This window comes from Brevibacillus sp. B_LB10_24 (assembly GCF_046036945.1).
Lineage (GTDB): Bacteria > Bacillota > Bacilli > Brevibacillales > Brevibacillaceae > Brevibacillus_C.
The window spans coordinates 1-26,746 of record NZ_JBJQOQ010000018.1; the positions used below are offsets into that span (position 1 = coordinate 1).

28 protein-coding genes are annotated in these 26,746 nt (G+C 54.3%); 11 read left to right on the forward strand and 17 right to left on the reverse strand.

The genetic code is table 11. The annotated features are described in order from the left end of the window. Together ACI7RC_RS16370 and ACI7RC_RS16375 are read right to left on the reverse strand one after the other, a co-directional pair. On the reverse strand, positions 1-273 hold a 273-nt coding region (locus tag ACI7RC_RS16370), incomplete at its 3' end, for a HesB/IscA family protein (protein WP_408109306.1). A gap of 106 nt (positions 274-379) precedes the next feature. Continuing rightward, complete coding sequence (locus ACI7RC_RS16375) at positions 380-601, reverse strand: Spo0E family sporulation regulatory protein-aspartic acid phosphatase (RefSeq protein WP_408109307.1); 222 nt, start codon at positions 599-601, stop codon at positions 380-382. 224 nt (positions 602-825) lie between these two features. Here ACI7RC_RS16375 and mqnE point away from each other — a divergent pair, with 224 nt between their 5' ends. Beyond that, complete coding sequence (gene mqnE / locus ACI7RC_RS16380; protein ID WP_408109308.1) at positions 826-1,941, forward strand: aminofutalosine synthase MqnE; 1,116 nt, start codon at positions 826-828, stop codon at positions 1,939-1,941. A gap of 47 nt (positions 1,942-1,988) precedes the next feature. On the opposite strand, the gene ACI7RC_RS16385 is transcribed toward mqnE, so the two are convergent. Next, positions 1,989-3,227 (reverse strand): M20 family metallo-hydrolase, encoded by a 1,239-nt coding sequence (locus ACI7RC_RS16385; protein ID WP_408109309.1) that lies wholly within the window; start codon positions 3,225-3,227, stop codon positions 1,989-1,991. 328 nt (positions 3,228-3,555) lie between these two features. Between ACI7RC_RS16385 and ACI7RC_RS16390 the strand changes: the two genes are divergently transcribed. Beyond that, the gene (locus ACI7RC_RS16390) at positions 3,556-4,704 is read left to right on the forward strand and encodes a cation:proton antiporter (protein ID WP_408109310.1); all 1,149 of its coding nucleotides are present in this window, start codon (positions 3,556-3,558) and stop codon (positions 4,702-4,704) included. On the opposite strand, the gene ACI7RC_RS16395 is transcribed toward ACI7RC_RS16390, so the two are convergent. Continuing rightward, on the reverse strand, positions 4,701-4,964 hold the full coding sequence (locus tag ACI7RC_RS16395; RefSeq protein ID WP_408109311.1) for a YuzB family protein: 264 nt from the start codon (positions 4,962-4,964) through the stop codon (positions 4,701-4,703). The two genes, ACI7RC_RS16390 and ACI7RC_RS16395, sit on opposite strands and share 4 nt — an antisense overlap. Before the next feature lie 205 nt (positions 4,965-5,169). Between ACI7RC_RS16395 and ACI7RC_RS16400 the strand changes: the two genes are divergently transcribed. Beyond that, positions 5,170-6,237 carry an NAD(P)/FAD-dependent oxidoreductase gene (locus ACI7RC_RS16400; RefSeq protein WP_408109312.1) on the forward strand — a complete coding sequence of 356 codons (1,068 nt, stop codon included), beginning with the start codon at positions 5,170-5,172 and terminating at the stop codon, positions 6,235-6,237. Positions 6,238-6,447: 210 nt separating this feature from the next. After that, complete coding sequence (locus ACI7RC_RS16405) at positions 6,448-6,735, forward strand: DUF3817 domain-containing protein (RefSeq protein WP_408109313.1); 288 nt, start codon at positions 6,448-6,450, stop codon at positions 6,733-6,735. Positions 6,736-6,774: 39 nt separating this feature from the next. Here ACI7RC_RS16405 and ACI7RC_RS16410 read toward each other — a convergent pair whose 3' ends face one another. From ACI7RC_RS16410 to cysK, 5 genes are all read right to left on the reverse strand, one after another. Beyond that, on the reverse strand, positions 6,775-8,502 hold the full coding sequence (locus tag ACI7RC_RS16410) for a methyl-accepting chemotaxis protein (protein WP_408109314.1): 1,728 nt from the start codon (positions 8,500-8,502) through the stop codon (positions 6,775-6,777). A 127-nt stretch (positions 8,503-8,629) separates the two neighbouring features. After that, the gene (locus ACI7RC_RS16415) at positions 8,630-8,971 is read right to left on the reverse strand and encodes a hypothetical protein (RefSeq protein ID WP_408109315.1); all 342 of its coding nucleotides are present in this window, start codon (positions 8,969-8,971) and stop codon (positions 8,630-8,632) included. Between the two features lie 312 nt (positions 8,972-9,283). Next, positions 9,284-9,598 carry a YuzD family protein gene (locus ACI7RC_RS16420; RefSeq protein ID WP_408109316.1) on the reverse strand — a complete coding sequence of 105 codons (315 nt, stop codon included), beginning with the start codon at positions 9,596-9,598 and terminating at the stop codon, positions 9,284-9,286. A 35-nt stretch (positions 9,599-9,633) separates the two neighbouring features. After that, positions 9,634-10,767 (reverse strand): bifunctional cystathionine gamma-lyase/homocysteine desulfhydrase, encoded by a 1,134-nt coding sequence (locus ACI7RC_RS16425; RefSeq protein WP_408109317.1) that lies wholly within the window; start codon positions 10,765-10,767, stop codon positions 9,634-9,636. A 3-nt stretch (positions 10,768-10,770) separates the two neighbouring features. Further along, complete coding sequence (gene cysK / locus ACI7RC_RS16430; RefSeq protein ID WP_408109318.1) at positions 10,771-11,694, reverse strand: cysteine synthase A; 924 nt, start codon at positions 11,692-11,694, stop codon at positions 10,771-10,773. Between the two features lie 179 nt (positions 11,695-11,873). Here cysK and ACI7RC_RS16435 point away from each other — a divergent pair, with 179 nt between their 5' ends. Further along, positions 11,874-12,101, forward strand: coding sequence for a NifU family protein (locus ACI7RC_RS16435; RefSeq protein WP_019121441.1), 228 nt, complete (start codon positions 11,874-11,876; stop codon positions 12,099-12,101). A 321-nt stretch (positions 12,102-12,422) separates the two neighbouring features. Here the strand turns inward: ACI7RC_RS16435 and ACI7RC_RS16440 are convergent, their stop codons facing one another. Then, positions 12,423-13,481, reverse strand: coding sequence for a hypothetical protein (locus ACI7RC_RS16440; RefSeq protein ID WP_408109319.1), 1,059 nt, complete (start codon positions 13,479-13,481; stop codon positions 12,423-12,425). Between the two features lie 157 nt (positions 13,482-13,638). Between ACI7RC_RS16440 and ACI7RC_RS16445 the strand changes: the two genes are divergently transcribed. Next, positions 13,639-14,169 (forward strand): phosphatidylglycerophosphatase A family protein, encoded by a 531-nt coding sequence (locus tag ACI7RC_RS16445; RefSeq protein ID WP_408109320.1) that lies wholly within the window; start codon positions 13,639-13,641, stop codon positions 14,167-14,169. Here ACI7RC_RS16445 and ACI7RC_RS16450 read toward each other — a convergent pair. The 3 genes from ACI7RC_RS16450 to ACI7RC_RS16460 form a co-directional block, all read right to left on the reverse strand. Continuing rightward, entirely contained in the window at positions 14,166-14,951 is a 786-nt protein-coding gene (locus tag ACI7RC_RS16450) for a TIGR01457 family HAD-type hydrolase (RefSeq protein ID WP_408109321.1), read from the reverse strand. The genes ACI7RC_RS16445 and ACI7RC_RS16450 overlap by 4 nt on opposite strands. Before the next feature lie 54 nt (positions 14,952-15,005). Then, positions 15,006-15,644, reverse strand: coding sequence for a helix-turn-helix transcriptional regulator (locus ACI7RC_RS16455; RefSeq protein ID WP_408109322.1), 639 nt, complete (start codon positions 15,642-15,644; stop codon positions 15,006-15,008). Positions 15,645-15,733: 89 nt separating this feature from the next. Beyond that, positions 15,734-16,168, reverse strand: coding sequence for a DUF86 domain-containing protein (locus tag ACI7RC_RS16460; RefSeq protein ID WP_408109323.1), 435 nt, complete (start codon positions 16,166-16,168; stop codon positions 15,734-15,736). A 276-nt stretch (positions 16,169-16,444) separates the two neighbouring features. On the opposite strand from ACI7RC_RS16460, the gene ACI7RC_RS16465 reads away from it, so the two are divergent. The 3 genes from ACI7RC_RS16465 (at position 16,445) to ACI7RC_RS16475 (ending at position 18,318) form a co-directional block, all read left to right on the forward strand. Next, positions 16,445-17,398 carry a DUF4349 domain-containing protein gene (locus tag ACI7RC_RS16465; RefSeq protein ID WP_408109324.1) on the forward strand — a complete coding sequence of 318 codons (954 nt, stop codon included), beginning with the start codon at positions 16,445-16,447 and terminating at the stop codon, positions 17,396-17,398. Positions 17,399-17,457: 59 nt separating this feature from the next. Then, on the forward strand, positions 17,458-17,748 hold the full coding sequence (locus ACI7RC_RS16470) for a DUF3055 domain-containing protein (RefSeq protein WP_408109325.1): 291 nt from the start codon (positions 17,458-17,460) through the stop codon (positions 17,746-17,748). A gap of 225 nt (positions 17,749-17,973) precedes the next feature. Continuing rightward, positions 17,974-18,318 (forward strand): hypothetical protein, encoded by a 345-nt coding sequence (locus ACI7RC_RS16475; protein ID WP_408109326.1) that lies wholly within the window; start codon positions 17,974-17,976, stop codon positions 18,316-18,318. A gap of 124 nt (positions 18,319-18,442) precedes the next feature. On the opposite strand, the gene ACI7RC_RS16480 is transcribed toward ACI7RC_RS16475, so the two are convergent. Then, the gene (locus ACI7RC_RS16480; RefSeq protein ID WP_408109327.1) at positions 18,443-19,057 is read right to left on the reverse strand and encodes a YutD family protein; all 615 of its coding nucleotides are present in this window, start codon (positions 19,055-19,057) and stop codon (positions 18,443-18,445) included. A 123-nt stretch (positions 19,058-19,180) separates the two neighbouring features. Between ACI7RC_RS16480 and ACI7RC_RS16485 the strand changes: the two genes are divergently transcribed. After that, complete coding sequence (locus ACI7RC_RS16485; protein WP_408109328.1) at positions 19,181-20,533, forward strand: YhcN/YlaJ family sporulation lipoprotein; 1,353 nt, start codon at positions 19,181-19,183, stop codon at positions 20,531-20,533. Positions 20,534-20,580: 47 nt separating this feature from the next. On the opposite strand, the gene lipA is transcribed toward ACI7RC_RS16485, so the two are convergent. Continuing rightward, positions 20,581-21,486 (reverse strand): lipoyl synthase, encoded by a 906-nt coding sequence (lipA, locus tag ACI7RC_RS16490; protein ID WP_408109387.1) that lies wholly within the window; start codon positions 21,484-21,486, stop codon positions 20,581-20,583. Between the two features lie 212 nt (positions 21,487-21,698). Between lipA and ACI7RC_RS16495 the strand changes: the two genes are divergently transcribed. Then, complete coding sequence (locus ACI7RC_RS16495; protein ID WP_408109329.1) at positions 21,699-22,898, forward strand: ornithine cyclodeaminase, nickel-pincer nucleotide-dependent; 1,200 nt, start codon at positions 21,699-21,701, stop codon at positions 22,896-22,898. Here ACI7RC_RS16495 and ACI7RC_RS16500 read toward each other — a convergent pair. Both ACI7RC_RS16500 and ACI7RC_RS16505 read right to left on the reverse strand, forming a co-directional pair. Further along, positions 22,881-25,577 (reverse strand): ATP-binding protein, encoded by a 2,697-nt coding sequence (locus ACI7RC_RS16500; RefSeq protein WP_408109330.1) that lies wholly within the window; start codon positions 25,575-25,577, stop codon positions 22,881-22,883. The two genes, ACI7RC_RS16495 and ACI7RC_RS16500, sit on opposite strands and share 18 nt — an antisense overlap. Further along, positions 25,574-26,698 (reverse strand): metallophosphoesterase family protein, encoded by a 1,125-nt coding sequence (locus ACI7RC_RS16505; protein WP_408109331.1) that lies wholly within the window; start codon positions 26,696-26,698, stop codon positions 25,574-25,576. Before ACI7RC_RS16505 ends, ACI7RC_RS16500 begins: the two co-directional genes overlap by 4 nt. Positions 26,699-26,746: the final 48 nt, after the last annotated feature.

Below are 26,746 nucleotides of genomic sequence, written 5' to 3' on the forward strand. Positions count from 1 at the left end.
GTGAATGGTGAATCCGCCGCCCATCATCGATTCCTTGTAGTCGATCTCGGTGCCTTTGATGTATTTAAAGCTGTCAGCGTCAACGACGATCTTAATGCCTTGTTCTTCGATCGTATGGTCCCCTTCGCGCATCTCTTCGTCGAATCCCATACCGTAAGTAAACCCGCTGCAACCACCCGGGTGAACCCCTACACGCAGAAAGAGGTTTGGATTGTTTTCAGCGGCAAGCAATTCCTTTACCCTTGTGCCGGCTGTTTCAGTCAAATGAATCATCGTTATCCCTCCTCGTGTACAGCCTTCAACAAAGCCTTGATTCGTTTACGGCCCTACCTCATTAGTATACAAGGAAAACGCCAAATCAACAAGGTACCCGTGTGCCTTACGCAAAGGCGGCTTGTACCTCCAGAATAAACAAGCTGTTTGTCGCCCGCCTATGCGGCTTCTTTCTGGCTGCGTTCTCCAGCTCCATTAACATATTGTGCAGTTTATCGATCTCTTGACTGTACCGGAGGACATCTGGATGATCCATGCCGAATTCCGCGGCAATTTCCATCATTTGCTGTCGAAGGTGTTCGATTTTTTCAAGCAGCGACTCTCTCATTTATTCATCCTCCTTTTACTGTCTTTCGCTTTTCGTTGCTGTTACAACAATTATACAAAAGTTAAGGGGCATCCACAAACTTGCCGGAACATCCCGCTTTCGAACCTCGTCGACAATTCTGACGGTTTTTATTTGTGTTGTGAGACCCGTCGAAGCGATTTATAATGACAGATGAGTGAAAGGACTGCAGAAGGTCATACAGAGGGATTTCAAAACAAAGGGAGATGAATGAGTTGTCCATTCTTACTCTTACCACCCAGGACGAAGCGCTTAAGGGAATTGTTGAAAAGGTCATTCACGGTGAAAGACTCAGCCTGGAGGACGGTTTAGCTCTGTACCAATCAGACGATCTGATGACGATCGGCCAGCTGGCCAACATCGTCAATCAGCGGAAAAACGGAAACAACGTCTATTTCATTCACAATTTGTATATCAACCCTACCAACGTCTGTGAAGCGCACTGCAAATTCTGCGGCTTTCGCCGCGATGAAGGCGAAGACGGCGCCTATACAATGAGCACCGACGAGCTGCTGCATTACGTCGGGACCCGCTTCAGACCAGGTATTCGCGAATTTCACATCGTCGGCGGACACAATCAGCACGTCGGTTTTGACTACTATGTAGAGACTGTACGTACCCTGAAAAAAGCCTACCCTGACGTGACCATCAAGGCGTACACTGGGGCAGAAATCGAATTCTTCAGCCGCATCTCCGGACTCAGTATCCGCGAAGTGCTGCAGGAGTTGATCAACGCCGGCCTTGAATCGCTGACCGGGGGCGGTGCGGAGATCTTGACGGAGCGTTACCGCGAAAAGATGAGTCCGGAAAAGGCTTCCACAGACCTTTGGCTGGAAGTTCACCGGACGGCCCATCAGTTGGGGCTGCGCACTCACTCGACCATGCTCTACGGCTCGATTGAGACGCTGGAAGAGCGGCTGATCCACATGATCCGCATCCGCGAATTGCAGGATGAGACAAATGGCTTTCTGGTCTTTATCCCGCTTGCAGTACAGCCGATCAAAGCTTCAGCCGGCATCAAGCGCCGCACCTCGGCTATCGACGATTTGAAGACGATCGCCATCAGCCGCCTGATGGCGGACAACGTGCCGCACATTAAGGCCTACTTCATCAACATCGGCACGCAATTGACACAGGTGGCGCTGACCATGGGGGCTTCGGACGTGCACGGCACCTTGATCGAAGAACGCATCAGCCACGCCGCAGGCGCTCTGACCCAGCAATCCCTGACCGTCGACGAGCTCGTCTGGCTGATCAAAGGGGCCGGGCGCAAGGCAATTGAGCGCGACACGTTCTACAACGTCATTAAAGAGTATGAGTAAAACGCTTCGAAAAAAAACAAGCAGCCGCAATTGGGCTGCTTGTTTTTTTACGCTCCGCCGGCCATCCCCAGGACGGTCCGGTAGAGCAATTCCGTCCCGAGCGCCAAATCCTCATCCGATGAATATTCCGCAGGGTTATGGCTGATGCCGTCGCGGCAGCGGATGAAGATCATGCCATAATCACAGGCGTAGGACAGGGCGAGAGCATCGTGAAATGGACCGCTCATCAGCTCGGGCGGGGTCAACCCCATTTGGCGGCTCTCTTCCCGCATGATCTCCTTGATCCAATCGGCGCAATACCGCGGCTCGCTATTGGTATCTTCGCGAATCTCCAGAGTCAGGCGATGCTGTTCGGCGACGCTTTCCATCACTTCGAGAAGCTGCTGTTCATAGCGTTTGCGCCGATCAAGGTCAATATCCCGCAGGTCGATGGTAAAGACGACCTCTTCAGGTATGATGTTGCGTGAATCGGGAAAGACGCGAAGGTTGCCAACCGTGCCGACCGCCGGTGACCCCTGCTCTTGCTGAACGATCCGGTTGAGCGCCAATATCACCTCGGCCGCCCCCACCAGCGCGTCCTGTCTGAGCGGCATCGGTACCGAGCCTGCGTGTCCGGCAAATCCCTTCAGGGTTACCGTCAGCCAGAGCGGACCGGAGATGCCTGTGACGATGCCGACCGGCTGTGCCTGTTTGTCAAGGATCGGCCCCTGTTCGATGTGCAGTTCCAAATAGGCGTGTATGCTTCCCGGAGGGTAGATCGATTCGGAAAACCGATCCGGGTCGCAGCCAAATTCCCGCAGCGCCTGCTCGCGTGTGATGCCGTCTTTATCCGCACGCTGCAGCTCCCCTTCCTCCAGCCTGTCCAGAATCCCTCTCGACCCGAACAAGCCCTTGTTAAATCGCCAGCCTTCTTCGTCGCAAAAGGAGACGACTTCAATCGGCCGTTCAGGCACGATTCCCGCCTCATGCAAAGTGGCGACCGCTTCGATCCCCCCGAGAACCCCCGCGACGCCGTCAAAGCGGCCTCCATAAGGCTGGGAATCCAGATGAGAACCGATCATCAAAACCGGAGCTTCCGGATTTTTCCCCTCCAGACGTCCGATCAGGTTGCCAAAATGGTCTATTCGAACCTGCATGCCTGCCTCTTCCATCCATTGCTTCGCTGCTCGAAACGCTTCCTTTTCTACCGGTGACAACGCCGGGCGACACACTCCTGTTTCGCCTATTTGACCGATTTTCGCAAGTGTTTGAAAGTGTTCCGCCAGTCTCGATGCGTTGATCTGCATGCTTACCTCTCCTTTCATTCTCAAACCGATTGGGCAAAAGTACACGGGGACGGGATTTGCCAAGCTATAACAATTATACGGCATTCGGTTGCCAATATTCAGGAAAGTCATTAGAACGCTTCACCCCTGTGCCGCTGCACGGATGATTTATTTCGTTCGAAGAAAAATAACTTCGGGTTAACAGCGGGTTTGCGCCTTCGTTTGCAGGCAGGCTGACATATTAGCCAATGCTAATTTTGTCATTAGTTTGACATAAATAAGCGAATCTTTATAACTCATGATTCCGTAAACCTTACTAGGCCTATAACTGTTACCTGAGGGGGAATCTATGACTCTTTTTTTTGAACTCGCACTTATCCTGCTTAGCACCAAACTGGCCGGTGACATCAGCGTCCGGCTTGGACAGCCCGCCGTCCTGGGCAAGCTGATCATCGGGATCATCATCGGACCTGCCGTCCTCGGCTGGATAACAGGCTCCGAACTAATCGATCAATTGAGCCAAATTGGTGTTCTTCTGTTGATGTTTTTGGCTGGTCTGGAGACTGATCTTCACGAGCTCAACCGGAATCGCAACGCTTCGCTGGCGGTTGCGGTCGGAGGTGTCATCCTTCCCTTTCTCGGCGGATACGCAATGGGCCTGATGTGGGGCATGGAACAGACACATGCAGTGTTCGTGGGCTTGCTCTTGTGTGCTACCTCTGTCAGCATATCCGTTCAGACGCTGCGTGATTTGGGACGGCTCAGCTCCCGGGAAGGAACGACGATCCTGGGTGCTGCTGTCGTCGATGACGTCCTGGTCGTCATCTTGCTCGCTTTTGTGATGAGCATGTTGGGTGCCCAAGATGTCAGCCTGTGGCTGGTCATCGGGAAGAAGGTCATCTTTTTCGCCTCCATTTTGCTGATCGGCTGGAAGCTCGTCCCGTTGGTCATGCGTTGGCTGGCACCATTAAAAGTGACGGAAGCTGTGATCAGCGCAGCGCTCATCCTGTGCTTTTCCTTTGCATTTTACTCGGAAACGATGGGGATTGCCGGAATTATCGGTGCGTTTGCAGCCGGCGTCGCGATTGCCCAGACCAATTACAAGGAAGAAGTCATTCACAAATTGGAACCAATTGCCTATGGCGTCTTCGTTCCGGTGTTTTTCGTCAGCATTGGCCTCTCCGTTACATTTAGCGGGATTGGCGAGCAATTCTGGTTCATTGTCGTCCTCTCCTTGATCGCGATCGTCACCAAGGTAGCAGGCTGCGGTTTGGGGGCCAAACTGACCGGATTTAGCACGCATTCCGCACTGGGGATCGGAGCCGGGATGATCTCCCGCGGAGAGGTTGCCCTGATCATCGCAGCCATCGGCCTCGAAGCCCAGCTGCTGAGGCCGGAGTACTTTACATCCACGATCATCGTCGTGATTGTGACTACTCTGGTCACTCCGCCCTTGCTTAAAATCATGTTTAAGGAAAAAGCAGAAAGACCTTCCTAAAACGGAAAGTCTTTTCCAAATGCTTCTTCGTCTTCGCGAATTTTGGCTTTTATTTTTTCCAGCAGCTCTTCTGCTGTGGCAGCACTTACAAAATCACCATTTACCAATGCGTAGGGACCCATGTAGCATTCCCCGCAATGTCCCAGGCAGCCGTACTCCACTACGTCGACATCCAGGTCCGGATCCTGCTCCAATGCCTCGATGACAGACTGGGTATAGGATGAGGCATTGCTGGCGCAAAATTCTACCAAAGGTTTCATGTTTTTTATCACCTGTCTTTCCTTTGCCCATCCTTTACTATTTTACCTCGATCCGCGCGAAAATCCAGTATAGAAGATGTTGGAGCATAGCATCGGCCAGGTTTTGGAAGGGACAAGGGAAAGATTGTGCTTGCAATTTTATTTAGGAGTGCTAAAAATAAAAGGGGTACTACTATCAGGACGCTAAGAAAGGACAAGACTTTTTATGAAACGACTTGTGATCCTTGGTGGCGGATACGGAGGAGTGCGGGTAGCTGAACGGATGCTCACCAATGAACTTCCCGACGACGTATTCGTCACGCTTGTGGACAGAATGCCATTTCACGGGTTAAAGACGGAATACTACGCGCTGGCCGCCGGAACGGAACCGGAACATGCTGTGCGCGTCCCTTTTCCAAGTGATCCCCGCCTGAATGTTAAGCACGGCGAGGTCATGCACATCGACCTGACGCAGCGCTCTGTTCATTTTGCTGGCGGTGATACGCTTGAATACGACTGGTTAGTGATTGCGCTGGGCTGCGAAGACCGATATCACAACATTCCCGGTGCGGATCAATTCACTCACTCCATTCAGACGTTGGGGGCGACACGCAAAACCTACGAGGCGGTCAACAACGTAGGACCGTATGGTCAAATCACGATCGTCGGTGCCGGGCTGAGCGGAGTCGAGCTGGCTTCGGAACTGCGCGAATCACGCTCCGACCTGAACATTCGCATCCTGGACCGCGGCGAGAACATCCTTAGCCCATTTCCCAAAAAACTGCGGGAATACGCCTCGCAGTGGTTCATCGAGCACGATGTACAGATCGTCTCCATGGCCCAGGTCAACCGCGTGGAACAGGGTGTCGTCTACAACCACGACCAGCCGCTGGCGAGCGATGCCATCGTCTGGACAGCGGGCATTCAGGCAAACCGGATCGTCCGCGACCTGCCTGTCGAACACGACAATTCCGGCCGTGTCATTCTAAACCAATACCATCAAATTCCGAATTACTCCAACGTGTATGTCGTCGGGGACTGCGCCAGCCTGCCGTACGCTCCCAGCGCCCAGTTGGCGGAAGTACAGGGTGATCAAATTGCCCTGGTGCTTAAGGCCGAAATGAAAGGCGAGGCGCTTCCTGCCGGCCTTCCCGGCTTCAAGCTGAAAGGAACGCTCGGCTCGCTGGGGAAAAAGGAAGGATTTGGCGTTATGGGGAAAATTTCCCTCGTTGGATCGATGCCGCGCGTACTGAAGAGCGGTGTCCTTTGGATGTACAAAAAACACCTTGGATGAGATACAGAAACCCTTCGAGTAAGTTTCTCCTAAAAAGCAGAAGGCTGCGGTCATGCCGTCAGCCTTCTTTGCGTTCTTCCTTACTTCCGTAAGCCGGGACCCGTCAAACGCGGAAAAATCCAAACTTTCGTCAAGGATCGCACCATTCTTCCCACGAAGGATCAGTTATACTCATAATGATTTCAATTTTCAATGAGGAGGTTTCGTATCATGTTAAAAACTTCCCTTGGACGACTGCGTTTGATCGGATACATAGAAGGAATCTCTTTTCTCCTGCTGCTGGGATTTGCCATGCCGCTCAAGTACATCGCCGGTTTTCCCGAGCCTGTCAAAGTCCTCGGCTGGCTTCACGGCATCTTCTTTGTCCTCTATCTGCTTGCCGTGATTCAGACAACCATTGCGCACCGCTGGTCGATCCTCCGGGTGCTGGGGGCGTTCCTCGCTTCGATCATTCCCTTTGGCCCGTTCATCCTGGATGCGAGGCTGAGACGGGAGTAATCGGTTTGCCCCCCGCCAGCCGGCGGACCGCCTCCATTATTAGTGCTTGCGCAGTTCACGCTGCAGGGATTCCAGATGGGAGACGACCTCCTGGGATACCTGCTCTACCTGTCTCTGCAGGTTCAAGGCTGCTTGCTTATCTCCAGCAGCCAGCCGTTCGGTGGCCTCAAAAGCCAACTGGTGAATGCGCCGATGCGGCTGATCCAATACCTGGAACGAAGGCAGCGCGGAAATCGCAGGGTTTTCTTTGTACTGCTTGTACCACTTGCCCAGGCGGCAGGCGTGATGGTCGGCAACGTCGGCCGGGTTCAACTGGTGGAACCCGAGGATGCTGTTGTACACCCACCACTTCCACAAGATATGGTCTGTTCTGACCACCCGAATCAATTGGACATTGCCCAGATGCGTGAAGTAATCCAGTGATTTCAAGCGCAGTTGGTTCACCTTTACGCTAATGTCGTAGAGGTCTTCCCCCGTCTCCACCGCGTGCTCTTTGATCAGTTCGGTCTGGGTGAGCACCTCGCTCATCCGCTCCGTAATTTCCTGCGTAGCTGCGGATTGCTGTTCGACAATCGCGGCAGTGCTGCTCATCAAGTCTCCGATGTGAATCACCTGCTCCATGATGGCATCCAGACTGTCGATCGCCTTGCCGCTCTGTTCGACTCGCTGCTGCATCCGCTCCGCCATCTCTTGCGACTTCTGTTCGACATCGCCCGCGCTATGATGGACCGTTTGGATCATTTCGGTGATATCCTCAACCGAGTTGCGCGATTGTTCGGCCAGTTTTCGCACTTCATCGGCCACGACAGAAAACCCTCGTCCAGCCTCTCCCGCCCGCGCCGCCTCAATCGCTGCGTTTAACGCCAACAGATTTGTCTGGTCGGCCACCTGCCGGATAAACTGGGTCACCTCGGTAATCCGCTCAATCGATTGGCGAAGCACGCCGAATCGTTCACGGGTTTCGCTAAAGTCATCCACCATATCGGCGAAGCCTTGCAGCGAATGGTGAATGATTTCCTGCCCTTCCCGAGCCTGCTTGATCAGTACGTCGGTCTTCTCGGCGACCTGTACGGCATTGTTGGCTACTTCCTGAACGGACGCCGACAACTGTTCGGAAGCGGCGCTTACGCTTGTCGCTTCGCGGATGGTCGTATCGACGGCGGCCAATAATGGCTGTACCTTGTCCATTTGCACGATTTCTTCAATGATCTGGCTGTTTGTCTCGATGAACTTGAACTCATGGGCCTCCTGATACGCTTCCAGCACGATTTGGGCGTCAAGCGTCAGTACCCGGTTTAGTGCCAAGAGGATTCCGCCCGCCTCCTGCACGTTGTGAAATCTGTGCAAAACAGCCGGAACCAGGTACTCGTAGATTCTCGTGAACGCCCCGATAAACCATTCCGGCGCCAGTTGGATCCGGCTGTGGACCTCTCCCACCTTGGTTCGGCTGCGAATGTATTCCTCGTCAAAAGCAACGCGGGGAACCGATTTCAGGTATTCCACAAATGTTGCGTGCAGCCTCTCCCATGAACTGTGATCGTCGATGATTTGCCGCATCGCCGGTATTTGGGCCAGCAGCTCGTAATGCCTCTTGGTGATACGCTCGGCGTATTCATCCATGAGATCCTGCACTTTGCCCAGATGTTGAACATCTTCTTTGGAAATTTGCAAAAAGTACAACTTCTGCTGCAGCAGCTCCGTGGCGGTGATGTCAGTATGCTGCAGTGGTTTTACACTTGCGGCTGGCAAGGCTCTTTTACCAAACAAATTGATTTCCTCTCCCTTACCTGATCTTTTGCCAACATATAGGCGATTGCTTATTATACCATTTTTTGCAGGCAATTCACACGAAAGAGAAGGATTATTTGCCTGATTTCGACTTTTGCTTCGACCCTTACCTCTTCTGCACCCGCAGGTACGGGACGTGTCGAACCTCAAAGGTGCCGGCCAGCATTTCCTCATTGATGACCTGTACCTTTAACATGCTGCCGATTTTTCCCGCGTCAGCCTTGGACAGCAGCCGCCAAATGCTGGAGTCGGGAAGAGCGTTGAACAGCCGGTTGTCGTCATAGTCCCGCCGTTCTTGCAAAGTGATGCTCAGCTTGTAGTCGCCTGCCTCAACACTGCAAGGACCAGTATATTCATCCAAAAATTCCCTTTTCAAACTCTCCAGCTCTTCTTCAATCTCCTTTTGCAGCTGTTTCAACTCGTAATATCTCGCCAACCGCTGTTCCATAACGACCTTCATCCTCCCTCTTTTTGCGTTATCGACCAAGTATATGAGTCGTACATGGGAAGTAGAACGAGCGGTCCACAGAAGAAAGGCTTCTAAAAGAAGCCCTTTCGAAGAAGCCGGTCCTTCTTTAGCGGATGCCTTTCATGCAGGATAAGGAAGCCATCTCAAGAAGTTATACTTTCTTATCTTGTTAGCAAAACTTGGCTTATCGCCAAGTCAAATAGCGAAAGCCTTAGGAAATTGAACTTTCCGAAAGTAGAACAAAAAACCGCCCACATGGAATGAAGGCGGCTTTCTCTATTTAGTTTCTATTCAAACAGGCTGTACGCCAAGTGATTCCAGTTTGGCGCCGATGTCTTTTAACCGCGGGTTGCCCTCTCCGACAATTTCCCCGGAAATTACGACAAGCGGATACCACAAGTCTTCCTCGATTATTCGCCGTGCCCAAGCTTGATCCTCCGGTGATTCGACTTTTTGGAAGTCACAATATCTGACAACGAAGGAATCCCGCCGGTATTTTCGTTCGAGCGCTGCCTCCAGCCAGGCTGCCGTCTCCTTGGCGGAGGGTAAATTGACACAGCTTGCGCATAGCTGCTCCGTTCCGTAAACGGTGATCTCTACACTCATTTCTGCTTCCTCCGCTCCCTCAAGCTGATGAAGTCCTATTTCAGTGCTTGCGCCAGATCCTCTATCAGGTCCTCCACGTCCTCAATCCCGACAGAGATGCGAATTAAACCGTCAGTGATTCCCAGCTCGGCTCTCCGCTCAGGCGGAATCGAAGCGTGCGTCATCCTGGCCGGCAAGCCGATCAGGCTTTCTACCGCGCCAAGCGATTCAGCCAGCGTAAAGTACTTCACCTTGGTCAGCACTTCTTCTGCACGGCTGGCGCTTCCCACATCGAACGAGATCATTGCGCCAAAGCCGCGGGCTTGTTTTTTGCTCAGTTCGTGTCCCGGATGGCTCTGCAATCCCGGATAGAGGACGCGAGAGATGTCACTTCTCTCTGCAAGCCATTCGGCAATTGCCCTGGCGTTGGCTTCGTGCTCTTCCATGCGAACCCCGAGCGTTTTCATTCCGCGCAGCAGCAGCCATGAATCCTGAGGGCCGAGAATCCCGCCGACAGCATTTTGCACAAAATGCAGCTCGTCTCCCAGCTCATTCGTCTTCGTGACGACCAATCCGGCGACGACATCACTGTGGCCGCCAAGGTACTTGGTCGCGCTGTGGTAGACGATGTCGGCACCCAGATCGAGCGGATTTTGCCAGTACGGGGTCATAAAGGTGTTGTCCACTGCCAGCAGCACCCCTTTATTCCGGGCAATCTTCGCGATGGCGGCGATATCGGTCACCTTCAGCAGCGGATTCGTCGGCGATTCGATGATGATCGCTTTCGTATTTGGACGGATCGCCCGCTCTACGGCAGCCAGATCACCCGTATCGACAAAGTCAGCCTCCAACCCAAGCCGGGTAAAGACGCGGGCGACGACGCGGTACGTCCCCCCGTACACGTCATCTCCAACGATAATATGGTCTCCCTTATTAAACAGGGACAGGACGGAGGAGAGCGCGGCCATGCCTGAGGCAAAGGCAAATCCCCTTGCCCCTCCTTCCAGTTCTGCTATGTACGTCTCCAAGGCGTGCCGCGTCGGATTGCCGGTCCGCGAATACTCGTATCCTTTGTGTTTCCCGATCGCTTCCTGCTTGTACGTGCTTACCTGATAAATCGGCACAGACACGGCTCCGGTCAACGGATCCCCTTCAATGCCACCGTGAATCAAACGCGTTTTCAACCGCATGGATCAAATACCTCCCTGGTATATTTTTTTACTCAAATACCGTTCACTTCCGTCGGGAAAAATCGTCACGATCGACGCTCCGGCTTGTGCCGTTTCGGCTTCGCGAAGCGCCGCCGCAAGAGCCGCCCCGGACGAACTTCCCACCAACAGCCCTTCGCGGGCAGCCAGCTGTTTTACCAAGTTGAACGCTTCTTCGTCGGCAATCGTGTGAATGGCATCGAAGCAGCCGCGGTCCATAAAGGGCGGCAAAAACTCCATACCGATCCCCTCGGTTTTATGCGGCCCCGGCTCCCCGCCGTTTAAGATGGAGCCCTCCGGTTCGACAATGACAGTTTTGATTGCCGGGTTTTGTTCCTTCAGATACCGGGCAACTCCCATAAACGTGCCGCCAGAACCAGCACCGGCGACAAAGATGTCTACTTTCCCATCCATTTGTTTCCAAATCTCTGGTCCCGTTGTCTTGTAGTGGGCATCGGGATTCGCCGGATTGGCAAACTGTTGGGGAACGTATGCATCGGGAATCGATTCGGCCAACTCTTTTGCCTTGGCGATCGCCCCCTTGATGCCCTGCTGCGTCGGAGTGTTGACGATCTCGGCTCCAAGGGCTCTCATCAGCTCTTGCTTTTCTTCGGAGAATTTATCCGGGACGCAAAAAATGACGCGATATCCGGTCCCCACGGCTGCCAGTGCCAGACCGATTCCGGTATTGCCGGCCGTCGGTTCAATGATGGTTCCGCCGGGCTTCAGGTCGCCGCTGGCCTCGGCAGCGCGAATCAGCTCCACCCCCAGGCGATCTTTGATGCTGCCGCCCGGATTAAAGAACTCCAGCTTGGCAAAGAGACGAACCTTTTGCGGCAGATCAAAATGGGTGATCTCCACAATGGGTGTATTTCCAATGAGCTCTTTGACGTTGCTGTAGACCTTCACGTTGATTAGCCCCCCTATCATGTTTCATTATACCATTATCCTATTGTATGAAGGTACACTGCCGCCTTAGTCGCTCCCCAATATTTGGAACCAGGCTGCAAAAGTGTCCGAACACATGGATTTCTACAGGGTTCAGGATTATAATAGAGGTATGTTGTACGAAAAGGAGTGAAATAGCGATGTCCATCATGGAACAAGTAGAGGAAGTATTGGATAAACTTCGTCCGTTCCTGCAGCGCGACGGCGGTGACGTGCAGCTCGTCGACGTCGAGGACGGGATTGTCAAACTGCGTCTCATGGGTGCATGCGGCAGCTGCCCTTCTTCGACCATTACGCTTAAAGCAGGTATCGAGCGCGCACTGTTCGAAGAAATTCCCGGTATTAAAGAAGTACAACAAGTATTCTAATATAAGAAAACCTCTATCGAGGCCAATTCAATGATGAGCGACCGCGTTTTAGCGGTAGGTTATTCTTGCTGAATCAGGAAGCGAATCCTTGAAGTCTATACTTTCTGATTCAGTTAGAAAACTTGGCTCCGCCGAGCTTTTTGGCGGAGCCTTAGCTGCGACGTACAGGATGTGCTAGTGCCGGCGGTGCCCCAGGACGGGGCGCTGTTAGCCGGCCACTTATATCGATAGGACACAATTATAAATTCCTATCGGCCAATGACAGCCTCGCTGCTTGGGCGAGGCTGTTTTCTTTTGGCGGGTTTGCGGTGTTTCAGAATCTCACGCCTGTCCGATCGGCTCCCTGTGAAACCACTCCACAACCGGAATTTCGATCCCGTAGGACTCCCGGAGCAGCAAAGGAAATTCCCGAATCGCCCGCTCCATCGCCATCAGTTCTTCTTCGGCACCCGTCTCCCAGGCCTCCGTTGACAGCTGTTCCCGCTCTTCCAGCGGCAGCCCGTGATACAGATCCACCATTCGCAAAAACCGTCCCGGATACAAGAGCAATGCGTAGATCATGGGATATTCCTCGGGAAGCAGCGGAGCTACACTGTTATAACCATCGAGAAAACGAAGCGTGTCCCCTGCATTCCAGCCGTCATCCCAAATCCTCGCCTTGATCCATTGTCCGATGTCCCTTGAACGCATATCGACAACCCAGCTGTACGGACCGGCAAGGTAACGCTGTCCGCCCTCATCAAAGAGAATATACCCTTTGTCAAAATTCTGGTAGGCAATCCTGCCCAAGGCGGGAGTCTGTTTGGCAATCTGTTGATATCCTGTACCGTTCAAATAGCGGACCGCGGTATCGCCGAGCGCCGACACGTAACTGTAGGACTTGAGCAGGTATTCGTCAAACGGCTGAATAACGCCGCGTTTTCCATCCACCTCATCCCGATACTGATCGTAGCCGCCAAGGCGCTTTTTCCACGTGTTAGGCCACGTCCCCAGCGACACGTAAGACGAAGACAGGCGATCTTTGGGCAACGTGACTGTTGCCTGATGAAATTCGGCCAGCGCTTGACCGGTAAGATAAGCGGGATCTTCAAGGACCGCCTCCCGCACTCCGGGATGCAGGAAAAACAATTCATCTTCGTTTGTCACAAATGGCTGTTTGCCCTGTGTCTCGACAAACGGTAAAATGATAAAACCGGAAGTGGTTTCCAGATGCTTTTTCACCCGTTCGACAAACTTGCGTTTTGAGCGGTACCCAGCCGGATAACTGTAGAAATAATACAGTCCGTGATCTGTCTCCAGCAGGGTTTGACCGCCAATGTCGTCGTAGTTTTGGATTTGCAATCCGTACGACGATTGGAGTATGTTTAGTATATCTTCCATATTGTTCCCTCCCAGCTTGCGTTCCCATTGGAGCGCTTCTGCTTGATTATCGTATGTTGGCTGGGCGGGATAGGTGCCTATTTCGCCATCCGGCGGATATCTGGCAAGGAACAGAGCAGATACTAGCTTGTGTAGCGAACAGAGAGGAGTTTTGTCTATGGCTGAAAAACATGTACATAGCCAGGTGGTCTACAAAAAAGCGGTTGAACTTCTGGAACAGCGGGGAGTCACCATAGAGGCAATTGCGGAAATTGTCCACTTTTTACAAGAATCATACATCCCGAACCTGTCCAATGAACAGTGCATGGAAAGCGTTCAGGCGGTCCTGAAAAAGCGCGAGGTGCAAAACGCCCTTTTAACCGGGATTCAGCTGGATATCCTGGCAGAGCAAAAACACCTTCTCTCCCCGCTTCAGGAAATGCTAGAAGCAGACGAGTCTCTCTTTGGGGTAGACGAAGTGCTTTCCCTGGCCATTGTCAATTTGTACGGTAGCATCGGATTTACCAACTACGGCTACGTGGATAAGCTGAAACACGGGATTTTGCAAAAACTGAACGACAAGAAAAACGGCGTTCACACGTTCCTCGATGACCTGGTGGGAGCGATCGCGGCCGCCGCCTCCAGCCGGCTTGCTCACCGACACCGGCTGGAGGAGGAAGACCAGGAAGCAGCTATGCTGGAAGATTAGACGCCTGTTCTCAACTGCTCGCGCCACGCCCATACATTTTCGGCGATATAGGTTGGCTTGGCTGCCGCTTCAGCTGCTTGCTCCGCAGTTGAGTATCCGGTCAGGACGAGCAGGCTGTCTATATCGCTGTTCACGCCGGCAGCGATATCGGTAAGGAGGTTGTCGCCGACGATGATTGTCTGCTCACGCGGCGTCCCCAGCTTGGCAAGGGCGTAGTCGACGATCAGCTTTTCCGGTTTGCCGACTACGATCGGCTTCGCCCCGGAGGCGACCGATATGGCTGCGACCAAAGAACCGTTGCCCGGCTGCAGCCCGGTTTCCATCGGCAAGGCGGGATCGCAGTTCGTCGCCACAAACACCGCGCCGCCGAGGATGGCTCGTGCCGCCGCCGACAATTTTTCATAGGTGAACTCCCTGTCGATGCCCACCACCACGTATGCGGGATTGTCTTCGGCAAGCACAAAGCCCGACTCTTCAAGGGCATGGCGAAGCCCCGTTTCACCGATGACATGCATGCGGGTGCCGCGATCGGCCCTCTCCCTCAGATAGGCTGCCGTCGCCATGCTGGAAGTATAGACTTGTTCCTTTTCCGTCGGCAGTCCCATGGAAGTAAGCCGCTCGGCGACCGTTTCGGGAAGCGCCGACGAGTTGTTGGTCAAGTAGAGGAATGGAGTCCCCTCCTCCCGCAGCTGCGAAATAAATGGAATCGCTTCGGGTATGACCTCTTTGCCGCGGTAAATGGTTCCGTCCAAATCGAGCAAGTAGCCCTGATACTGTTTCATCTGTCTTCCCCCTCACGAAAAAAAACCACTCGCTAAGAGTGGGTCAATTTTTGATTATGCCCCTTTTTCCGTCCGAGCCTTAATTCGATAGACACAATTCTCTCCGCCTTTGGCCATGCAGGATGTCTGTTCTACGTCTGCCTCCAGTACCCGCCGGAAGAGCGACAGTTCACAGTTGCACGCCTGCTGATACTCGCGGGCTACCTGGGCGATCGGACAGTTAAACTCTTTCAAATAGTAGGTCTCATCGTCAACCTGTTCCCACTCCACCATGTACCCTCGCTGATTTTGCAGCTCGGCAAGAGCGGTAACGCGGCTTTCCAGATCTCCGATTACCTCTTGGCGGTACTTCAGTTCCAGCCGATCCTCCCGGCGGCGGAAGAGCGCATCGACTTTTTCCAAACCGTCTGTCTCGCGGATATCATGCAAAAAATCCAGGGTAAGGTCGTGATAATTGCGCGGAAACAGTTCGTCCGCCTGAAGTGACAGTGAATACACACTGGTCGGGCGCCCCATAGCCTGGCGCACCAGCGTGGACTTGATTAAATTATCGCGCTCCAGGGTATTCAAGTGGCGTCGGACCGCCATTTCCGTAATCCCCAGTTCGGCTGCCATATCACTAACAGGGAGTGACCCCTTGGTTTTCAACATGTGAAGAATCTGATCGCGAGTGGATGTCTGTTCATTTGGCATCTTGTATCACCACCCTTTTACCTCATTGTACTCTACCCACTCCCTTTAGTAAACTAAACAAAGAAATTTGTTTCATAATAGGGGCCGGGTTAGAACAGTTCCGCTTTCAGATAGCTCCGCACCCGTACTGGAAACTGTGCCAAACTATCCAGGGAGCGGCGGATCAACCGGAGCATGTCGAGCGCCGGCACCTGCGTATACTCGATCACCAGCTGTTTGCGAAAAGCCACTACGTCAGTCAGCACCTTGGCCTCCGCGTCGTCAATCACCCGTTCATCGCGCAAGATCTCGACGATATCGGCATAACTGCCCGGGTCCCGCATGATAAAACCGTCGATCAGGGCGTTCCCCACGTCTGCTATCGCTTCCAGCGAAAGGTGGAGTCCCCGTTCCGCAGCTGCCATCGCCACAGGATCGTCCATGAGCTGCGCATCCTCCCGGGCTGTCAATCCGCGAAGCAGTTCAACCGACCGCTCCATGTATGCAAGTACTTCTTCTATTCTATTCGTGTCGACATTATACAACGAAACTTCCCCCTGCCTTCCGGCGTTTACCGCCGCCTTTTTTTCGATGCCCACTTTCCGTACATCAACAATCCGACGAAGGTTGCGACTAGGGCTAGCAATACAATGCCACCCGTTCCCAAGGCCTCGGCACTGTTCATCCTTGCAGTCACCTCTTTCTCTCGCCTAATAGTATAACAAATCACCGACACGGGACAATCATCCGTTTTGTGAAACGTTACCACTTTTTGGTCGTCAACATGAAAAACAAGAGATAGATTTTAAGGGGGTTTTTTCATGGGCAAGCAACGAATAAGGATTCTTTGGCTCTCTGCTTTGCTCCTCTTTTCCGCACTGTTTTTACCCGCCTGCAGTTCCTCTTCCGGTCAGGACAGCATTGCCGGCAGCACCGAAGCACAGTCGCAATCGGCGGCAAATACCGGCGAAATGGCCCGCCCGTCAGAGAATGCTGCCGCCCCGGCAGGGGACCAAGCTGCAGAAGCGGAAGCATCCGGTGTGCTGCCGCCAAGCGCTGTCAACCGCAAAATGATCTACACCGCCAATCTGCGTCTGGAGGTGGAGAACTATCGGAATACCCGCACCGCATTAGAAGCGGCTATCGCCCGGCATCAAGGGTACATCCTCTCCGCCGAGGATTACGAAAGCGATCAGGAAAAAGGCGGAACCGTCGTCGTACGCGTGCCGCAAACAGGGTACCAATCCTTTCTGAGCGAGATCGAAAAATTGGCTGTCAAGGTGCCTGAGCGATCCATAACCGGGCAGGACGTAACAGAAGAATACGTCGACCTCTCTTCCCGGTTAAAAGCCAAGCAGATCGTAGAGGAACGGCTGACCCAATTCCTTACAGAGGCGAAGAAGACCGAGGATCTCTTGAAGATATCGAACGATCTGGGCAAGGTGCAGGAAGAGATCGAACAAATCAAGGGACGTATGCGCTATCTGGACGAACACGTGACTTTTGCCACCATTACCCTGTCCATCGCAGAAAAAAAGGGGACGGCCAAACTGAGTGAAGTGGCTGACGAAGGTACCTGGAATAAGGCCTGGCTCGCTCTGAACAGAAGCATTTTGGCGATCTTTACCTTTTTCAACGCTCTGATCATCTTTCTCGCCGGAGCCTTGCCGATTCTGATCCTGCTCTGCATCCCAGGCGTCATCCTCCTTTGGCTGTGGCGGCGCAAGCAGCGCCAAACACCTCCCCCGCCTCCGCCGACGCGAATCGATTCGTGATATCAGTGCGAGTCCACATGTGCTACAATAGTACCGACTAATCTGGAACCTAATCTCGTATGGAAGTAGGTGGACCCGTGGAACATGACTTTCACTATTTGTACGATGAAACGGAGGAAACCCGAACGCGCTTTGTCAGCTTCATCGGTGAGACGACCCGTTTTGACCTGGCCATACTCACGACCAATCGGTTTTACGGTAAAAAAATCGTCGTCAATATCCAAAACGGCAGAAGCGCCATTATCGGCGAGGATGACCTTCGCCAAGAGGGCTACCTTGAATTCGCCTTTAACATTTCCGAGGCGGAAGCGGCAGAATTGAAGGCATTTTTAGAACGAATTATCTACTAAAGGATACGAAAAGGGCGGTTCCCGCGATGAGCGGAGAACGGCCCTTTTCTATGTAAAGCGCCTATTTCCTGCGGGACAAATCGCTAAATGCCTATGCCCGCCGTATAATACCGCATACAAAACTTACTTACTATGTGAGGAGCGTCGATACAAGTGCAATCCCCATTTTCAGCAACCCCCGAAAGTTCTTATGGTGCCGTCCCCACCAATTGGCAAGGAAGAGGCATGTATGACAGCAATTGGGGACGGGACCGGTATACCTCTCCGTACCCTGGCTATCCTGGTAGCAGCTATCCCGGCACCAGTTATCCCGGCACCAGCTACCCTGGCTGGCCTGGCACCGGCTATCCCGGCGGCTTCCCCGGCGGGACTTTTCCTGGATACCCCGGCGGCTATCCCGGCGGGACTTTTCCTGGATACCCCGGCGGCTATCCCGGCGGGACTTTTCCTGGATACCCTGGCGGCTATCCCGGCTACCCCGGTTACTCCCGTACAACAGGCAGCCTAAGCCAACAGCCAAGTGCACAATCGGTTGCCGCCCAGAGTGACGAAGGGGCCGACTGGGTTTGACCTTATAAAACGGTCATAACCATTTCGCGAACCGCAAGTTACCCATGTTTTTTTATAAAAACGTCAAGACGTTTTTCGCAAAAAGCAGACTCGTTCCAAAACATGAAAGGAACGAGTCTGCTTATTATTTATTTCGCAAACCGCGACCGTTGGCAGGCCCGCCCCGGCGCTCTTTGGGAAAAGTCCGTTCCGTTTTTCCGTTTCGGTCTTGCCGAACCCCGCCGCGTTCTTTCGTATCTGTGCGGGCTTGCCGCGCGTTTTTTTCCGTGTAGGCGGAGCGCTGCTCGCCAGGGCCATCCTGTCGTTCACGGGGGCGAAATTGGTTGGATTTGCGCTGTTCGTGATGACGAGTGTATCTGGTCTGACTTGTAGGCTCAAGGCCTTTGCCAGACTCATCGGCAGATCCCCCGGTTTCACCCGGCTCGATACTGCTTGTAAACGACATATCGGCAACATCTGACTCGGAAGACTTCACCTTCCGCAATACGAAATAGGCACAGCCAAAATTGCAAAATTCCTGCAGGTATTCGTCCAGGACGGCAATTTTTTGCTCAAAGGGAACTTTGCGGTTGGCATCGTCGTAAAACCCCCTCAGCCGCAGCTGCCCGTAGCCCCAATCCCCCACGATGTAATCGTATTTATCAAGTATGTCACTGTAGCGTTCTTTGAATATTTCCGGATTCCATCCATCACGATGCTCTTCAACAAGCTCGTACGTGCCAGATTGCAAACGAAACAACGTGGCTCCTCCTTTTGCGAGAACAATCTGCAATCATCTTACCACATTTTCAGGCGCAGGACATAAAATTCCCACGAAAACACCTTCAGCCGAACGGGCAACCTACACCCAGGAGGTGCAACAATGAAAAAAACATGGCTTTACGGTACACTTGCTGCGATTGCATTGTTGGCAACTGCTTGTTCTCCTGCAGCCGGACCAAACGTCAATAAGCCCTACGGTACGTCGACCTATAAGAATACTGCTTACGATGGTCGGGCCATGTACCGGAACAATGCGTACGGCGGTTACGCAACCAGCGGTTTAACCTACCCCCGTCCCAACGATATGACGACCCGTAATAACGTCCAAAACGCCATTTATGACGGTACCCGGACGACCGGATTAGCCGGCAGAGGAACATACGGAACCAGTACCTATGGAACAGGTACGACGACAACCGGTATGTACGGCACCACCGGAACCACCGGCATTTACGGTCCTACCGGAGCATACGGCACCGGCCTGACCGGGATGTACGGGCCGACGGGCACTGCCGGCACATACGGCACGACTGGAACCTATGGCACCGGCAGAACCGGACTGATGGGCACTACCGGCACGTACGGCACCACCGGAACCACCGGAACCTATGGCACCGGTACAACCGGATTGGGCACTACCGGCACGTACGGCACCATCGGAACCACCGGAACCTATGGCACTGGTACAACCGGATTGATGGGTACTACCGGTATGTATGGGACAACCGGTACTCACGGCACCGGCACAACCGGGCTGATGGGTACTACCGGCAGAACCGGACTGTTGGGTACCACCGGTAAGTATGGTACTACCGCTGGCAGAACGGGGATGACGGGTACTACGGGCACCTACGGGACAAGCGGTACGTATGGAACGACCGGTACGGCCTTTCCCAGTACGTATGGCACTTCCACCTACGGGACGACTGGCAGGACGATCACCGACGGCTCCATCTACAAAAGTACCGGGCTTCGCACCTCAGGTGCTGCCGGGACCGATCGCGGCGGTTATAACACGCGGTTGGGGTATGCCACGGTGGATCGAAATCACCTCAAGGCCACCACGGTAGCTCCGCATACCGTATATGTTGACCGTCAGGCTTTGGCGCAAGCAGTGGGTAATGTGGCATCCAGTGTACCAGGTGTCAACAGTTCATCTGTTCTCGTAACAGATAAGGAAATCTTTGTCGGCGTTAACAACCAGTCCAAAGACAAAAAAGCGGCCAACGCCAAAGTGCGTATGAACGCTCTGTCTGTCTCGCCGCGCTGGTTTAAGGTATACGTGACCGACAACCCGTCGATGATTCAAGAGATGAATCGCGTAGCAACTCATGCTGTCAGCACCTCCTCTGCCCGGTATGACGGGCATGTTGACAAGTTGATTCGCAGCTTTGGCGGGGTGCCATCTACAAAAATGACCAATACCAGCGCAGCACCAACTGCCACGCGTTAACTCCTCAAGAAATATCCCCTATGGTCCTCATAGGGGATTCTTTTGCACTACATAGACCCGGCGATTTGCTGTTTTGCCGCGTTCGCCTGTTCATGGGCATGGTACGAGCTGCGCACCAGCGGTCCTGCTTCCACGTGGCTGAAGCCCCGCTTCATGCCTTCCTCTTTCAGCTGTTGAAACTCATCGGGATGGTAGTACTTCTCTACCTGTAGATGCTTTTTCGTCGGCTGCAAATACTGCCCAATGGTCATGATATTGACGTCGACGGCACGCAGATCGTCCATCGTCTCCAAAATTTCGGCAAATGTTTCACCCACCCCAATCATCAGACTGGATTTCGTCGGAATGGCTGGCTGCATTTCCTTGGAGCGCCGGAGCAGTTCCAGCGTGCGTTCGTACTTGGCCCTTGCCCGAACACGGTCGGACATCCGCCGCACCGCCTCGATATTGTGATTAAGCACATCCGGTTTGGCATCCATCACGGTTTTCAAGGCATCCCAATTTCCCATGAAATCGGGAATCAGCACCTCCACGGTGGAAAAGGGCAGGCGTTTGCGTATCGCCCGGATGGTTTCCGCAAAAACGGCTGCACCCCCGTCTGCCAAATCATCACGGGCCACGGACGTGACGACCACGTGTTTCAGTCCCATTTGTTCTGCCGCTTCTGCTACGCGCCCCGGCTCAGCCAGGTCCAGTTCTGTAGGCAAACCCGTTTTTACGGCACAAAACCGGCAAGCCCGCGTGCAAATATCGCCAAGAATCATAAAGGTGGCGGTCCGGTTTGCCCAGCATTCGTGGATATTGGGACATTTTGCTTCTTCGCAAACAGTATGCAAGGTCTTCCCCCGCATCGTCTGTTTTAATTCTCGAAAATTGTTCAATTCTTCGCCTGAAACAAGGTTGATCTTGAGCCACTCCGGCTTGCGCTGTATCATTTCGGGCTCACTCCTTATACGTTTAATCAAGCACCATCTTGTCAATGAGGCACTAATTGAAACCTTTCTTCATTATAGGGAATGCTGTAGACAGGGGCAATAGTCCGCCTCCGGCGCCTGCACACTCCGGCCTGTTGCATATCTATTCATTTTACTGCATCCCCTTGGAAGCGATTGGGACAAATGTATATACTGTAGGAAGCGATTGGATAATCACAGGGAGGACGCCTATGGAACGAGTATTTGAGATTCGCGGCCACATTATCCGCGATGATATCTTGAAGAGAATTGATGCATCTGTCGTCCAGTACAGCGGAAAGTACCGCGTGCTGGAGCTTACTGTGGGGGATCAGGTAGACGACGATTCAACGGCCAGGATCGCCTTGGACCTGCCGGAAGACAAAATGGAGATCCTCCTAAACGAATTGATCAATCTGGGCTGTACGATCCCGCGTACGGAAGATTCGCCCACCATTAAGCCCGCGGAAAAGGACAAGACCGTGCCGGACGATTTTTATTCAACGACAAACCACGCCACAGAGGTGTTTTTGAACGGCCGATGGGTCCGGGCCCAGTACCAGCGAATGGATGCCTGCCTGGTCGTAAAAGGCGATGAGGTTCACTGCGTCAAATTGCGCGACATCAAACAAGGCGACCAGGTCATCTGCGGCAGCAACGGGGTGCGCCTGGTGCTTCCGCCTGCAGGGGAAGAGACGTCCGAGTTCGCCTTTATGAACAACGAGGTGAGTTCAGAGCGGCGGGTGGAAGTCATCGTCAAGCGCCTGGCAGCGGAAATGCGGGAGCTGCGGAAGCGCGGCGGAAAAATCGTCTTCGTAGCCGGCCCCGTCGTCATCCATACCGGCGGCCAGGAGGCATTTCAACACATGATTCGCAAAGGGTATGTCAACGCCCTTCTGTCAGGCAATGCGCTGGCTGTGCACGACATCGAACGGGCGCTGTTCGGCACTTCCCTGGGTGTCAACCTCGACACCGGCTCTGTCGTGCGCGGCGGCCATAAAAACCACATGCGGGCGATTAACGCCATGAACCGCTCCGGCTCGATCGCCGAAGCAGTCAAGGATGGCACCCTGAAGAGCGGTATCATGTACGAATGCGTCCAAAACAATGTCCCGTTTGTGCTTGCCGGCTCCATCCGTGACGACGGGCCGCTGCCAGACACGCTGATGGACCTGATCGAAGCTCAGGCGAAGTACGCGGAGCAGGTGGCCGACGCCGACATGGTCGTCATGCTGTCCACGATGCTGCACGCGATCGGCACCGGAAACATGATGCCCAGCTGGATCAAGACCGTCTGCGTCGACATCAACCCGGCTGTCGTCACCAAACTGATGGACCGTGGATCGGCGCAAACCGTAGGTATCGTTACCGACGTCGGGATGTTCCTGACGATGTTAGACAAGGAGCTGTAACCTGTGCCGCTCGCTGTTTTCCAGATAGGGGGCAAGCAGGCGGTACTCCCGCTCCTGGCAGCTAAACAGAAAGATCTGGTGCTCTTCCGCCAGTTCCATGACATAGGCCAGGGCATGGCTTAACCGCTCTTCATCGTAGTGAATGAAGTGGTCATCCAAAAACAGCGGCAGCGGCTCCCGCTCCGCGCTAATCCGGCGCAAAAGCGCGACGCGTTGTGCAAAATAAAGCTGATCCTGCGTTCCGGATGAAAGCGCGCTGTGGGCTGCGACCCCGTGGCTGCCGGGCGTGGCCGTGTGGATGGCAAAACCCTGATTGGGATCGAGACGAACGTCCTGATACCGTCCGCCGGTCGCGCGCGCTGCAACCTCTGAAGCGAGCTGGTTTACATCCGGTGAAAGGTCGCGGTGCCACTCCTCCAGAACGGATTGAAGCGTCTCCTTTGCCAGCTGCAGGGCCTCGCGCCGGGTCAACAGATCGTCTACCTGCTGCAAGGCTTCATCGTATTCGCTTTTTGCCTTTGCCCAGGAATGCTCGCCGCGACGGCCGATCTCACCCCGCGCCTGTGCCATTTTTTCGCGGAGATCCGCCATTTGCTCCTCGGTCCGTCTTAATTCGCTTTCCGTCTCCTGCCGAAGCTGTCTGAGTTCGGTTCGCTTGTCCTCCAGGATGCTGCGAACCGACTCTTCCCACTCAGCCAGCAGTTTCCCTCGTTCCTGATCCCGCTTTTCCCACTCTGCTGCCAGCTGTGCCCGCAGACGTTCCTGATTCAGTTCCTTCTCCAGGAGCACCTGCTGCTCCCGGCTCATCTGTTCCCACGTTTGACGTTCCTGAAGCACAAGTGCCGCCGATTCCGCAAAGGGGAGATGCGGCGGAATGCCCCAGCGAATCATCGTCATTTCCAGCTGTGTCCTAAGGCGGTGCATTTCTTGCTCATCTGTCCGTTTGGCCTCCTGCCGGTGAGCCTGTGCCAACAATTTTTCGCGGTAAGTGAGAAACGCTTCCCAATCCGGCACATTCCATTCGGCAAGCAAGGCGGCAATCTGCCTCATTCGCTCTGCCTTCTCGGACTCACAGCGGGCCAGTCTTTGGCCCAGCTCCTCCCGTCCTGCCCCGCTGACAGGGGCAGTCTTTGGAACAGCTTCGGGTTCCGCCAGCAGTGCTTTTTCGGGTTGATCGGTCTGACCGCGGCCGCCTTTCTTGGGAGATGAGATCAGCAGCCGGGCAGCAGCCCCGCCGAGCACTACCGTCAACAGAGCAGAGATCCAGCCCAGCGGCGTCCCGTACCACAAGAGGCCCGCGGTAATCAGTGCAGACAGCAGTGCACTTGCCAGCAGCAGCGGCATTGCCCGGTTCGCGCCGGCCTGGCTCTGCCTCCGCCCTTTGGTCGTACGACTGAGCAGCGGGCCTGCACCTGCTTGTCCCGCCGCATCCGCGGGCTGCTCCGCCTGTCCTGTCCCCCGGGCCCGTTCGTCCCGCTCTGCCGCGGCCTGTGCAAGCTGGAGCCGATAGACCTCCTCCCGCAGCTCTTCCGCTTCCTTATGCAGCTGCAAGCCGCGCCGAAAGTCCGCCTGCAGCTTTTCGACCGGAACGGCATCTTCCTGCTCTTCGCTCTGTGGACGCTCTTCATAGGCGCAATAGGCGTACCACGTCTTCAGCCAGCTCTGCCACTCTTCATCCGCAATCTCCTGAAACGACAGATAGCGGATGGTTTGCTGCGGCGAGTCGGATGCCGACACTGCCTCCTGCGCGGCAATGACTGCCTGATACTGTGCGTAAAACGCCTCGATCTCCGCCAGTGACTCCCTCACTCTGCGGTGCATCTCCCCCTCTGCCGGGTCGGAAGCCGCCTCCTCCCAATGGAGAAAGTCCGCAGAGCGCTTCGTCTCGAACGAGCGCTGCCACCACTGCTGCCAGTGCTGCTCAGAGCGTTCGATCTGCTCCAATTGAACCAAAAAGCGCGCCTGCTGTTTCTGCAATTGCTGCAGGCTTAGCTCCCGCTCCATCAGCTCGGCTGTCAGATGGCTGACCGCCTGCCAGGCCGCTTCTGCCTGCTGCAGCCGCTCCTGCGCCTTTCCCAACTGCCTGCCCGCTTTTCCCAGCAGCGTCGTCTCGGCGGACTCCTTTTTCCCGATGGCCGAAAGCTCTTGCTCCAAACCGGACAAAATGCGCTGCACAATCGGGTCGTTTTCTTCACTGCGCAAAAGGACGGGCAGCAAGTGCTTTGCCGCATGCAGCGGCTGGCGTTTGACCCATGTGACATCTGTGAACATACTCCGATTCAATCCCAGGTGGCGTTCGATAAAATTGTATTCCTTGCGCCGATCCTCCTGGTACTCCCGGGTAATCTCAGCCAATTCAGGTTCTCTGAAAAGTTTGGCCAACTCCCGCTCCTTCTCAAAATGCCGCTGCAGGCGAAAGGAGCGTCCGCCCAAAGAATAGCGGACGACAGTCTGATAAGCCCCCCTGTCCCACGGATAGTACTGCTCGTATTCCTCCAGATAGCGGGTCACCCGGATATAATCCCGCTTCATGCCGTAGAGCGATGAGACGATCGCCTGCAGCAGCGTCGTTTTGCCGGCTTCGTTGGGAGCTACAAACAGGTTGAGTCCCGGCGCGAACGGAAAGGTGGCATCGCGCCACTTGCCGAACCCGCCGATATGCAATTCCCGGATAATCACCGCAAATTCCCTCCGATCCGCTTGAGCGCTTCCCTCCGTGCCAACTGCACAATTTCCCGCTTTCGTCCGTCTTCGCTGTCCGCTTCCAAGTCGCGGAGCTGCCTTAGCCATCTGCCCAGCAAACTGCCCTCGGCAATGAGCTTTTCTTCGTCAACGTCAGGCCAAGTGCGATCTTCAAAATGGATATAAAAAAACGATTTGCACCGTTCATAAAGAAGTTCCAGCGGCGGATTCAGGTGGGCAGCGCGCTCGCCGGTCAACTCGACGTAGAGCAAGTCTGCAGGGGAATGCTCCCGCAGCTGCTCTTCTACACGCTGAATCAGCTTCTCTGTCGTCTCTGCCCCGCCCAGTTCCAGCTCCAGACGGCGGATCTGCCGCGTCTGAACGGGAATCGGCTCCAACTGAAATTCACCGCTGCCCTTACATTGGCCGTAGAGGACCGACCGCTCCCCCGTTTCCTTCGCCGTAAGTCCTTCCGGGGTGCCGGGATATGCGGCAAATACGCCTCCGCGGACAGGGTGGCTGTATTGGATCGGCTTGTGGATGTGTCCCAGCGCGACATAGTCCATCCCAGTCTCAGCCAAGGCGGCAAGCGGCAAGGGGGCATAGGGATGGTGCTCCGGTTCCGTCCCCGTTTGCACACTGCCGTGCAGCAGCATGATATGATGCCGGTAATCAGGCAATTTTCCAGGAAAATCAGCCAGCGGCGAATCGTGAACATGGGCGTGCGGAAATCCCCAGCCGTAGATCACGCATGACTTTTCCGGGAATTCGTACACCCCCCACTCCGGCGTAAAGATGACCACGTTGGCCGGCCATTCCAGCGTCAGATAAAAAGAACCCGCCATCCACGGGTCGTGATTGCCGGGAGCGATGCAGACGACAGCCGGTTCTACGCTGGCGAACAGCTCCTGCAAAAAGAGTGCCGTAGCCCGCGTTCCCCCGTGATATTCAAGCAGATCGCCGGCGATCAGCCAGAAGTCAGCCTGCTTTTCAATGACGAGATCGCGCACCCGCTGCATAGTCTGGCGAAAGTCGTACTGCCTCTGTTCGTAGACTGCCGAGAGGGATATGAGCGGCGCATCGAGATGAACATCAGCCGTATGTATAAATGAAATCATGTATGTACCTCCCTCATGACAGGCCGTTCTCTCAATGGTACACTGTTG

Coding starts and splice junctions, on each gene's coding strand:
- ACI7RC_RS16375 (WP_408109307.1), bottom strand. CDS start 601: ATGAGAGAGTCGCTGCTTGAAAAAATCGAACACCTTCGACAGCAAATG.
- mqnE (WP_408109308.1), top strand. CDS start 826: ATGAATGAGTTGTCCATTCTTACTCTTACCACCCAGGACGAAGCGCTT.
- ACI7RC_RS16385 (WP_408109309.1), bottom strand. CDS start 3,227: ATGCAGATCAACGCATCGAGACTGGCGGAACACTTTCAAACACTTGCG.
- ACI7RC_RS16390 (WP_408109310.1), top strand. CDS start 3,556: ATGACTCTTTTTTTTGAACTCGCACTTATCCTGCTTAGCACCAAACTG.
- ACI7RC_RS16395 (WP_408109311.1), bottom strand. CDS start 4,964: ATGAAACCTTTGGTAGAATTTTGCGCCAGCAATGCCTCATCCTATACC.
- ACI7RC_RS16400 (WP_408109312.1), top strand. CDS start 5,170: ATGAAACGACTTGTGATCCTTGGTGGCGGATACGGAGGAGTGCGGGTA.
- ACI7RC_RS16405 (WP_408109313.1), top strand. CDS start 6,448: ATGTTAAAAACTTCCCTTGGACGACTGCGTTTGATCGGATACATAGAA.
- ACI7RC_RS16415 (WP_408109315.1), bottom strand. CDS start 8,971: ATGGAACAGCGGTTGGCGAGATATTACGAGTTGAAACAGCTGCAAAAG.
- ACI7RC_RS16420 (WP_408109316.1), bottom strand. CDS start 9,598: ATGAGTGTAGAGATCACCGTTTACGGAACGGAGCAGCTATGCGCAAGC.
- ACI7RC_RS16425 (WP_408109317.1), bottom strand. CDS start 10,767: ATGCGGTTGAAAACGCGTTTGATTCACGGTGGCATTGAAGGGGATCCG.
- ACI7RC_RS16435 (WP_019121441.1), top strand. CDS start 11,874: ATGTCCATCATGGAACAAGTAGAGGAAGTATTGGATAAACTTCGTCCG.
- ACI7RC_RS16440 (WP_408109319.1), bottom strand. CDS start 13,481: ATGGAAGATATACTAAACATACTCCAATCGTCGTACGGATTGCAAATC.
- ACI7RC_RS16445 (WP_408109320.1), top strand. CDS start 13,639: ATGGCTGAAAAACATGTACATAGCCAGGTGGTCTACAAAAAAGCGGTT.
- ACI7RC_RS16450 (WP_408109321.1), bottom strand. CDS start 14,951: ATGAAACAGTATCAGGGCTACTTGCTCGATTTGGACGGAACCATTTAC.
- ACI7RC_RS16455 (WP_408109322.1), bottom strand. CDS start 15,644: ATGCCAAATGAACAGACATCCACTCGCGATCAGATTCTTCACATGTTG.
- ACI7RC_RS16465 (WP_408109324.1), top strand. CDS start 16,445: ATGGGCAAGCAACGAATAAGGATTCTTTGGCTCTCTGCTTTGCTCCTC.
- ACI7RC_RS16470 (WP_408109325.1), top strand. CDS start 17,458: ATGGAAGTAGGTGGACCCGTGGAACATGACTTTCACTATTTGTACGAT.
- ACI7RC_RS16475 (WP_408109326.1), top strand. CDS start 17,974: ATGTATGACAGCAATTGGGGACGGGACCGGTATACCTCTCCGTACCCT.
- ACI7RC_RS16485 (WP_408109328.1), top strand. CDS start 19,181: ATGAAAAAAACATGGCTTTACGGTACACTTGCTGCGATTGCATTGTTG.
- ACI7RC_RS16495 (WP_408109329.1), top strand. CDS start 21,699: ATGGAACGAGTATTTGAGATTCGCGGCCACATTATCCGCGATGATATC.
- ACI7RC_RS16505 (WP_408109331.1), bottom strand. CDS start 26,698: ATGATTTCATTTATACATACGGCTGATGTTCATCTCGATGCGCCGCTC.